Genomic DNA, 384 nt, shown 5'->3' on the forward strand with positions numbered 1-384 from the left:
TAGGCAAGCTTGCAAAAAAAGAAGGCGCTATTCCGTTAATAGCCGACAGTCCCGGTTCGGGCTACCTGTACAACGAAGCGACGCTTAAAAAACTCTATAAAACTTGTGGAATCTACGAGGCGGCGGAACAAGCGGGTATTGATGTAAATATGGATACAAGTTATGAAAAAGTATCTTTCCCGCAAGGCAAATTGATGAAGCAAATTGACGTTATAAAGCCAATAATACAGGCTGACGCGGTATTTAATCTTTGTAAAATGAAAACGCATTTATTTATGCACGTAACAGGCGCTGTAAAGAATCATTTTGGAATTATTCCCGGTTTGTCAAAAGTAGGGTTTCACGCAAAATTATTCGATAAAGAGCGTTTCGCGGATATGCTTT

At 39.8% G+C, this 384-nt stretch carries 1 protein-coding gene; it reads left to right on the top strand.

Going from position 1 to position 384, the window contains the following annotated elements; genetic code table 11:
* On the top strand, window positions 1-384 hold a 384-nt coding region (locus tag ACYVRH_RS15010), incomplete at both ends, for a DUF362 domain-containing protein (protein ID WP_461257654.1).

The sequence above is a fragment of the Treponema sp. R80B11-R83G3 genome (assembly GCF_054786115.1).